We start from the raw sequence: 9,768 nt of genomic DNA, 5'->3' as shown, positions 1-9,768 counted from the left end.
GCCCATCCACGCATGGCGTGGATCTACTGCGGCAATCGCACAGGTAGCGCCGGGTCATGCCCGGCGCGTTGCCTTTACCGCGCGTCACTCCTCCGGACGCATGCGCGCGCTGGCCTGCGCGTTGATCGCCAGGCACGCCATGACCAGTCCCTCCATCACCCGGTCACCGGGGAAATCCTCTTCCGGTCCGTTCTGGCGAATGCGTTCGCCTGCCAGCAGCATTTCCAGAGCGATGGTCAGGCCGGCCCGTGCGCAGTCGGCATCGGCCAGGGCGCTGCGACGGCCGACACGCAGCGACGGTTCGGGCCAGGGCTGGCCGTCGGCGGCGGCACCGCGTCCGATGTCTTTCAGGGCGCGGATGAAGGCGCTGCCCTTGCGGGGCGCTTCCTCGTCTTCGGTGTTGGCGGGGGCGTTGGCGGGAAACTTCGGTGTGGTCATGGCGAGAGCTCCGTGCAGGACAGACGGTAGCCGCCACACAAAGGTGGCGGGCGGAGACGTGGCTCGAAAACCGGTGACAGTGAACCGGCAGGCACAAGGCCTCCACGCTCCGCCCGCCATAGCCGGCGAACGGATTGCCAACCGGCGCCACACGGGGTGACGCCGGCTGGCAAGCGCAAACTCTTCACTGTCAAAAGCTCCGGGTTTTCGAGGCCCGGCCACCGGTTCTCGGTGGCACGTCATCTGTACTCGCTTGCTTGCGCCGCGCCCATCAGACAAGTTGCAAACTCGTTTGGTGCAAGACGCATTCGGCATTCTTGCATGCTGTTAAGTCGCGCCAGAGGCAGGCGCCGCAAGGCCCGCCAGCGTGTGGGGAATATGCGACACGCGTCGAGGTTGCCGAGTGTGAGAGAGAGATGTTCGCAGGCTGATGGCGACATGTCGTGCAGAGCCGGAATGCGTCCGTCGCCCGACTTCAGAATCACCTGCTGGATTGGGGCGCGCTGATCAGCCAGAGACGGAAGTCCTCTTCTTCCGGCATGGGTGGCACGCGCTGCACCATCCCCATCCTCGGAAGGTTACGTTCCCAGTAGGCGCGCGCGCTCTCATCCCTGCGAAACGTGGCCAGAAGCCACTCGCCCGTTTCGGGGCGCACGAGCTGTTTGACCACCGCCGCGGCGATGCCTTTGCCTCGATGCTTGGGCAGGACGAACAGATCGGCCAGCTCGGGCAGACGCCGCCCCTCAAGCTCGACATCATCTATCTGGACAAAGCCGCACAGTGCGCCATCGCACCAGATCAGACGCGTCCATTCGGGTTCATCCCGCAACCGCGACTGCACATCGGCAAGCGCACAGTCGTAGAGACCATCGGCATGGATCTCCTCATCACTCCATGCGGATGCTTCGAAGTAGTACAGCTGCATCAATCTGAAAACCACATCCGCATCCTGTGCGGTGGCTTTGACGAGGGTCATTCCGTCCATCTTCAAACGTTCATCCAGATCAGCCGTGTCGATGCTGATGCTAGCCGAAGGAGGATGGGCCACGCATAGGGGGCAGGTTTCTGCTGGAGTGCCTGGCCGAGTCCGCGCGCAGACACATGACGATCCACGATCTAGAATCGGCGGCGTCAGAAAAAGTGGGGAGTAGCGATGCATCGGTGCAGTTCCGCCATATCCGCCTACTGGGATGAACTCTTCGAATCCGGCACCTGTGTGCCGACTGCAGGCGATTTCAGTCTGGTGATCAATCCGCGACTCACTGCCGAGCGGCGCGCAATGGTGATGACGAATGCCAATGGCGCCACGCGTGCGGTACTTTCGCCACCTGTTGCCTCTGCCTTGGGAATCGCGCCGTGTAGTCCGCCGGTTTCATTGCGGGAGTTGCGCGATGCACTCAGCGCTGCCGGTATCGAAATGCACGCGCCCGACGTCATCTACTACATGCCAGCTGCAGGTGCGTCTGCAACGCGAAAATCCAACTTGCCTGACGTGCGTCAGTTGACGTCTGACGATGCAGAGATCTTCCACGGCTTCATGGCGCAGGTATCTGTGGACGACCAGGATGACGCGTCTGTCGAACTGACACACTGGGCGACCTTCGGTGCGTTCATGGGTTCGGAACTGTTGGCTGTTTCCAGTCTCTACCCATGGGGTGGCGTGGCCATCGCCGACATGGGTGTTCTGACCATGCCGAGGGCGCGCGGCAAGGGACTGGCAAGGTCGTTGGTACACGCGATGATTGAGCACGCTGCAAAGCGCGGATATGAAGCCCAGTATCGTTGCCAGTTCGACAATGTGGCGTCGAAGGCGCTTGCCGAATCCATCGGGCTGGCGCCGTATGGTGAGTGGGAAGTCGCTTGTTCGCTCTAGGCTCTGCCCGGCTCTACCGTGCGGTCAAGATGCCAGTGTACGGCCGGCTCTACGTGTGGGGTCAGGCATATCAGAGTGATCAAGATCAAAGTAATTCGCCGGATGCTTGACGCTGGTCGGCGCTACCTGCCCACTACTTCCCCCAGCGCCATCCCGGCGGTGCGCCTTTCAGCCAGCAGACCAGCACAAGCACCAGCACCACCGCCCACGTGTACAGCTGGAATGCCAGGGGCCGGTGGAACGGGGAGAACAGGAACGGCCCCGCCAGCAGCAGTGCGAGTGGCACGGCGTAAACCACCCAGCCCTGCCAGGCGCAGGGCAAGCCCCAGCCCCAGCCGTATCGCTTCCGTGTGAACCAGTATTTCTTGTCGTCCATGTGTCTCTTGTACCACCTTGCAGGCATCGGACCAACCGTCACCCCCGTTCACCCCCGCAGCAGCGAGAATAGGGCGCCGGGCACGCGCTGATGCGTGCCACTCACTGCCTGCAGGATCGCGAAGATGTCCAACACTCCTTTTGGCGAATCGTCATGCGCTGCCGCTGCCAGCGGTTGCGTCGAGGTCCGCGGTGCGCGCGAGCACAACCTGAAGAATGTCGACGTCTCCATTCCGCGCAATGCACTGGTGGTGTTCTCTGGCGTCTCGGGTTCGGGCAAGTCATCGCTGGCCTTCGGCACCGTTTACGCCGAAGCGCAGCGACGCTACTTCGAGTCCGTCGCACCCTACGCGCGGCGGCTGATCGACCAGGCCGGCGTGCCCGATGTGGATGCGATCGACGGGCTGCCGCCAGCGGTGGCGCTGCAGCAGCAACGTGGTGCCAGCAACGCGCGGTCATCGGTGGGTAGTGTCACCACGCTGTCCAGCCTGGTGCGCATGATGTATTCGCGGGCCGGTACCTATCCAGCCAAACAGCCCATGCTGTACGCCGAGGACTTCTCGCCCAACACGCCGCAGGGCGCCTGCACCACCTGCCACGGCCTTGGCCACGTGTACGAGGTGACCGAGGCGCTGATGGTGCCCGATCCTTCCCTCAGCATCCGTGAGCGCGCCATCGTTTCCTGGCCACCGGCCTGGCACGGCCAGAATCTGCGCGACATCTTGGTCACGCTGGGCTACGACATCGATGTGCCGTGGAAGAAACTGCCGAAGAAGGACCGGGACTGGATCCTGTTCACCGAGGAAGCGCCGAGCGTACCGGTCTATGCCGGCTTCACCCCCGCCGAAACCCGTGCCGCGCTCAAGCGCAAGCTGGAGCCCAGCTACATGGGCACCTATACCGGCGCGCGCCGCTACGTGCTGCACACGTTTGCCAACACGCAGAGTGCGCTGATGCGCAAGCGCGTGTCCCGCTACATGGAAGGCAAGTTGTGCCCGGCCTGCGAGGGCAAACGTCTGAAGCCCGAAGCCCTCTCGGTCACTTTCGCAGGCGTGGATATCGGCGAGTTCATGCGGTTGCCGCTGGATCAGCTGGCAGAGCTGCTGGATCCGATTGCGGCGGGGGATCTCAGCGCGCACAACCCGGGCACAGGCACCAGCCGCACCGCTACGGGCCGCGATCGCCGCCAACGGGCTGCCGCTGGCCGTGCAAGCCACGCGGCAGCACCGGATGTGCGGCGTACGTCGGCAATGTCCGAAGAAAAGCAGCTTGCGGCACAGCGACTGGCTGCAGGAGTCATGGCACGCGTGCATCAGCTGCGTGGCCTGGGCTTGGGCTATCTGTCTCTGGATCGCGCAACACCGACGCTGTCTGCCGGCGAACTGCAGCGCCTGCGGTTGGCCACGCAGTTGAGCTCGCTGCTGTTCGGTGTGCTGTATGTGCTCGATGAGCCCTCGGCGGGCCTGCACCCGGCCGACAGCAAGGCGCTGTACGACGCACTGGACCGGCTGCGCGACGGCGGCAATTCGGTGTTCGTGGTCGAACACGATCTGGAGCTGATGCGTCGCGCGCAGTGGCTGGTGGATGTGGGCCCGGAGGCGGGCGAGCACGGTGGACGAGTCCTTTACAGTGGCGAGCCCGAAGGCCTGCGCCAGGTCGCGGAATCGCGCACGGCGCGTTACCTGTTCGACCAGGTCGCTGCGCCCGCCAGCCGGGAACGCAGCGCGGAGAGCTGGTTGGAACTGCAGGACATCCACCGCCACAACCTGAAGGGAGTGGACGCGCAGGTACCGCTGGGCCTGCTGACCGCGGTGACCGGCATTTCCGGCTCCGGCAAATCCAGCCTGATGGCGCAGGCCTTGCCGGAGCTGATGCTGCTGCACCTGGGCCATGAGCCGGTGGAGGACACCGCTGAAACCACGCCGACCGATGGCCCTACGGTAATTGAAGCAACGCGCGGCCGGCTGGCTGGCGATGTGGACGCCATCCAGCGTGTCGTGCAGGTGGACCAGAAACCCATCGGCCGCACGCCGCGTTCCAACCTGGCCACCTACACCGGGCTGTTCGACCATGTGCGCAAGCTGTTTGCCGCGACGCCGGCCGCACGCCGTCGAAAGTTCGACGCAGGCCGCTTCTCGTTCAATGTGGCCAAGGGCCGCTGCGAAACCTGCGAAGGCGAAGGCTTCGTCAGCGTCGAGCTTCTGTTCATGCCCAGCGTCTATGCGCCGTGCCCCACTTGCCACGGCGCGCGCTACAACGAGGCCACGCTGAAGGTGCTGTGGAACGAGCGCACCATCGCCGAGGTGCTGCAGATGACGGTGGACGAAGCGCACGCGTTCTTCAGCGCGGAAGATGCCATCGCGCGTCCGCTGCACCTGCTGCAGGAAATCGGCCTGGGCTATCTGCGGTTGGGCCAGCCGGCCACCGAGCTTTCAGGCGGTGAGGCGCAACGCATCAAGCTCGCCACCGAGCTGCAGCGCAGCCAGCGTGGGCGCAGCCTGTACGTGCTGGATGAGCCCACCACGGGTCTGCACGCATCCGATGCGGACCGGCTGATGGTGCAGCTGCAGCGCCTGGTGGAGGCGGGAAACACGGTGGTGATGATCGAGCACGACATGCGTGCGGTCGCGCAGGCGGACTGGGTGATCGACGTCGGCCCGGGTGCAGGTGGGGCGGGCGGCACCATCGTGGCGAAGGGAACACCGCATCAGGTCGCGCGTGCGCAAGGCAGCAGGACGGCGCCGTTCCTGGCGCAGGAGCTGACGAGGAGCGCTTGAGTTGAGTTCTGCATGACCGAGCATGGCCTGCGGGGCAACCGGGTATGGCCATCGGCCAGCAGCACATAACCACTCGGCATTTCTGCATTGGGGCGCGAGCGGGGTTAATGAATGTGCAATGTCTGGCGCGCCCCTCGCGGCGCGCAGGCAGCGCTTCCCCCACTACCCGTACGCCCCACGATGACGACTGCTCGTTCCTCACTGCGCCCGCGATTGCTGGCGTTGGCGGTGTTGCTTGCCACCGCGTCCCCCGCACTGCATGCCCAGTCCACCACCGGCGCCATCGCCGGCCTCGCGCCTCCTTCGGCGCAGCGCATCTTCGTCCGCAGCGACACCGGCCTCACCCGTGAGGTGACGGTGGACGCGCGTGGCCGCTACACCATCGGCCAGCTGCCGCTGGGCCGCTATTCCGTGGAAGCACGCGATGCCGACGGCAAGGTGCTGCAGACCCGCGAGGGCGTTGCGCTGACCGTGGGTACCAGCACCGAGGTGTCGTTCGGTGAGGTCACGCGCCTGGATGGCGTACAGGTCAGCGCCGATCGCGCGGCCGCTGCGATCGACGTCAGCAGCGTGGATTCGCGCACGGTGATCACCGCCGAGCAGCTGCAGCGCCTGCCGCTGGGCCGCTCGGCCGAGGCCATCGCCCAGCTTGCACCGGGCGTGGTCGGCAACGGTGGCAACGGCAGCTATGCCGGCCCGACCGGCGCGCAGCTGGTCAGCTTCGGCGGTTCGTCGGCGGCCGAGAACGCGTACTACATCAACGGTTTCAACAGCACCGATCCGCTGCGTGGCCTGGGTGGCCTGACACTGCCCTATGGCAGCATCGACCAGCAGGAAATCTACACCGGCGGCTACAGCGCCAAGTACGGTCGTTCCGATGGTGGCGTCATCAATGCCGTCGGCAAGCGCGGCACCAATGACTGGCACTTCGGCGGCCAGTTCACCTGGGAACCGGCCTCCACCCGCTCCGACAAGGACGACGTGCGCTACCCGGGCGACGGTGCGCTGTATTCGCCGGAGAGCAAGGACCGCGAGTGGGTAACCACGCAGAGCATCTACGCCGGCGGCCCGCTGATCGAAGACAAACTGTTCTTCTTCGGCTCCTACGAACTGGAGCGCCGCGAAGGCACCGACGTCAAAAACGTCGAGGCGACCAACTCCTACTCGAAGTATGAGTACAACCGTCCGCGCTGGTACGCCAAGCTGGACTGGAACATCACCGACAACCACCTGCTGGAACTGACCGGCGCCTCCAGCCGCAACGTGTTCCGCGGCGACATCTTCGCCTACGACTACGACACGCTGACCCGTGGCGCGCAGCGCGGCAAGGAAGACACCACCAAGACCGGCGGCGACCTGTGGACGGCCAAGTACACCGGCTACCTGACCGACCGGCTCACCGTGAGCGCGCAGTATGGCGAGATGAAGACCGATGACTACATCGGCAATCCCGCCTACGACGGCAGCCTGACCTACATCAACAGCGCCAACCTGCAGAATCCGGCGCTCAACGGCGGCACGCCGATCACCAACGCGCAGACTACTTCGCTGCTGGTCGATCCCGCGCGCGGCAACCGCAGCAACAACCTGCGCCTGGATGCAAACTATGTGCTGGGCGATCACAGCATCACCGTGGGCATCGACAACCAGAACGCCCGCGCGCTCAACCGTGGCTCGGTGGCATCGGCCGATGGCTACTACTGGATCTACGGCCAGTCGAACCCGAACGTGCCGATCAACACCGGCCTGGGCGTGCCGGCCACCGGTGGCATCCGCAATGGCCAGGACGGTTACTACGTGCGCCAGTACATCTACAGTGCACTCGCCTCGGTGCGCGCCTCGCAGCGTGCGCAATACATCGAGGACAACTGGCAGGTGACCGACCGCCTGCTGCTGAACCTGGGCCTGCGCCTGGATCAGTTCACCAACTACAACCGCGATGGCGACGCCTACATCAAGCAGACCAGCGGGCAGTGGGCGCCGCGGCTGGGCTTCAGCTGGGATGTCGGCGGCGACGGCCGCTTCAAGGTGTTCGGCAACGTGGGCCGCTACTACCTGGCGCTGCCGCTGAACCCGGCGTTCAATGCGGCCGGTGCAACGCTGGCGACCTCGACGTACTACACGTACGGCGGCATCGACAGCAACGGCTACCCGACCGACCTCACCCAGTTCTCCGATGCGGTGTCGTCCAATAACAACTACGGTCTGCTGCCGGACGCGAAGACGGTGGCCACCTCCGGCATCAAGCCGTCGTTCCAGGATGAGTTCATCCTCGGCTTCACCAAGGCGCTGGGCCAGGACTGGGTATACGGCGCGAAGGCGACGTACCGCGTGCTGCGCAGCGGCGTGGATGACTACTGCGATATCGATGCGGTGCTCGGCAAGGCCAGCAGCCTTGGCTACAACGTGACCAAGGACAGCAACCCGGTCAGCTGCTGGCTGATCAACCCGGGCCGCGCGAACACCTTCAATCTGGTCGACACCAGCGGCAACTACGTGAGCGTGCCGCTGACCAATGCCGAGATGGGCTTCCCGAAGTTCAAGCGCAACTACTATGCGGTGAACCTGTCGCTGGAGCATCCGTTCGACGGACGCTGGTACGGCCGTGCGGACTACACGTGGTCGCGCAGCTACGGCACCACCGAAGGCCAGCTGCTGTCGGGCATCGGCCAGACCGCGGTGTCGACCACGCAGGCCTGGGATTATGCCCAGCTGATGGAGCACACCAACGGGCCGCAGAGCAACGACCACACGCACCAGTTCAAGCTGCACGGCTACTACCAGCTGACGCCGGAATGGCTGGTCTCGGCCAACGTGCGGGTGATCTCGGGCACGCCGTTCAGCGCACTGGGTTCGTATGGCCCGGACTTCGAAGATCCCTCCGGCTATGGCATCGCCTACCACTTCTACAACGGCCAGCCGGCGCCTCCGGGCAGCCAGGGGCGCCTGCCGTGGCTGAAGCAGCTGGACCTGGGCGTGTCCTATCGCCCGGCCGCGGCCGAGGGTCGACTGGGCTTCAATCTGGATGTGTTCAACGTGTTCAACAGCCAGGTGGCGCTGTGGAAATCGCCGTACTCCGAGCTGGACCCGGGCCAGCCTGACCCGCTGTACGGCGCAGCGACCGTGCGCCAGGCACCGCGCTCGCTGCGGGTGAGCGTGAGTTACGACTACTGAGGGAGGGGCTCGGCGCTACCGGGGTCGGAAACCCCGTGTAGAGCCGAGCCCATGCTCGGCTCCACTGCGATCAACGCCCGGCCAGTTCCTCGCGCACGATCTGCGCGCCTGCACTCAGCGCACGCAGCTTGCCACGCGCCACCTCACGCGACAGCGGCGCCATGCCGCAGTTCGTGCACGGGTAGAGCTTGTCGGCATCGACGAACTGCAGCGCCTTGCGCAGGGTGTTGGCCACCTCTTCCGGCGTCTCCACCTTGCTGGAGGCCACATCGATGGCACCGACCATCACCTTCTTGCCGCGCACCAGCTCGATCAGGTCGATGGGCACGTGCGAGTTGTGGCACTCCAGCGAGATCAGGTCGATGCTGGATTTCTGCAGCTTCGGGAACGACTCTTCGTACTGGCGCCATTCCGAACCCAGCGTCTGCTTCCAGTCGGTGTTGGCCTTGATGCCGTAGCCGTAGCAGATGTGCACGGCGGTCTCGCACTTCAGCCCTTCGATCGCGCGTTCGAGGGTGGCCACGCCCCAGTCGTTCACCTCGTCGAAGAACACGTTGAAGGCAGGTTCGTCGAACTGGATGATGTCGACGCCGGCCGCTTCCAGTTCCTTCGCTTCCTCGTTGAGGATCTTCGCGAATTCCCAGGCCAGCTTCTCGCGGCTCTTGTAGTGCGCGTCGTACAGCGTGTCGATCATGGTCATCGGGCCGGGCAGGGCCCACTTGATCGGCTGCGAGGTCTGCCGGCGCAGGAACTTCGCGTCCTCGACGAACACCGACTTCGGGCGGCTGACGGCACCGACCACGGTCGGCACGCTGGCGTCGTAGCGGTTGCGGATGCGCACGGTCTCGCGCTTGTCGAAGTCGACGCCGTCCAGGTGTTCGATGAAGGTGGTGACGAAATGCTGCCGCGTCTGTTCGCCGTCGCTGACGATATCGATGCCGGCGTGCTGCTGTTCCTGCAGGGACAGGCGCAGCGCATCCTGCTTGCCTTCGGTCAGTGCCTCATCCTGCAGTTTCCAAGGCGACCAGAGCTTCTCGGGCTCGGCCAGCCAGGAGGGCTTGGGCAGGCTGCCGGCGGTGGAGGTGGGCAGTAGTTTCTTCATCGTGTTCGGGGTCTTTGTCCTGGGGGAGG

Annotated in this window: 7 protein-coding genes; 3 read left to right on the top strand and 4 right to left on the bottom strand. The window is 64.9% G+C overall.

The genetic code is table 11. The features are described 5' to 3' along the window. Nucleotides 1-84: 84 nt before the first annotated feature. Together IAE56_RS11505 and IAE56_RS11500 are read right to left on the bottom strand one after the other, a co-directional pair. Nucleotides 85-438, bottom strand: coding sequence for a hypothetical protein (locus IAE56_RS11505; RefSeq protein ID WP_234456029.1), 354 nt, complete (start codon nt 436-438; stop codon nt 85-87). Nucleotides 439-919: 481 nt separating this feature from the next. Further along, complete coding sequence (locus IAE56_RS11500) at nt 920-1,414, bottom strand: GNAT family N-acetyltransferase (RefSeq protein ID WP_200752646.1); 495 nt, start codon at nt 1,412-1,414, stop codon at nt 920-922. 177 nt (nt 1,415-1,591) lie between these two features. On the opposite strand from IAE56_RS11500, the gene IAE56_RS11495 reads away from it, so the two are divergent. Continuing rightward, entirely contained in the window at nt 1,592-2,311 is a 720-nt protein-coding gene (locus IAE56_RS11495) for a GNAT family N-acetyltransferase (RefSeq protein WP_200752645.1), read from the top strand. A 133-nt stretch (nt 2,312-2,444) separates the two neighbouring features. On the opposite strand, the gene IAE56_RS11490 is transcribed toward IAE56_RS11495, so the two are convergent. Then, nucleotides 2,445-2,687, bottom strand: coding sequence for a hypothetical protein (locus tag IAE56_RS11490; RefSeq protein WP_200752644.1), 243 nt, complete (start codon nt 2,685-2,687; stop codon nt 2,445-2,447). Between the two features lie 124 nt (nt 2,688-2,811). Between IAE56_RS11490 and IAE56_RS11485 the strand changes: the two genes are divergently transcribed. Then, on the top strand, nt 2,812-5,463 hold the full coding sequence (locus IAE56_RS11485) for an excinuclease ABC subunit UvrA (RefSeq protein ID WP_200752643.1): 2,652 nt from the start codon (nt 2,812-2,814) through the stop codon (nt 5,461-5,463). A 180-nt stretch (nt 5,464-5,643) separates the two neighbouring features. Beyond that, the gene (locus IAE56_RS11480) at nt 5,644-8,637 is read left to right on the top strand and encodes a TonB-dependent receptor (protein WP_200752642.1); all 2,994 of its coding nucleotides are present in this window, start codon (nt 5,644-5,646) and stop codon (nt 8,635-8,637) included. A gap of 70 nt (nt 8,638-8,707) precedes the next feature. On the opposite strand, the gene IAE56_RS11475 is transcribed toward IAE56_RS11480, so the two are convergent. Next, nucleotides 8,708-9,739, bottom strand: coding sequence for a methionine synthase (locus IAE56_RS11475; RefSeq protein WP_108767299.1), 1,032 nt, complete (start codon nt 9,737-9,739; stop codon nt 8,708-8,710). Between the last annotated feature and the right edge of the window lie 29 nt (nt 9,740-9,768).

Source organism: Stenotrophomonas sp. S41 (assembly GCF_016624625.1).
Lineage (GTDB): Bacteria > Pseudomonadota > Gammaproteobacteria > Xanthomonadales > Xanthomonadaceae > Stenotrophomonas.
The sequence above is the reverse complement of the archived record's forward strand: the minus strand, read 5'-3'. Positions and strand labels throughout refer to the sequence as shown.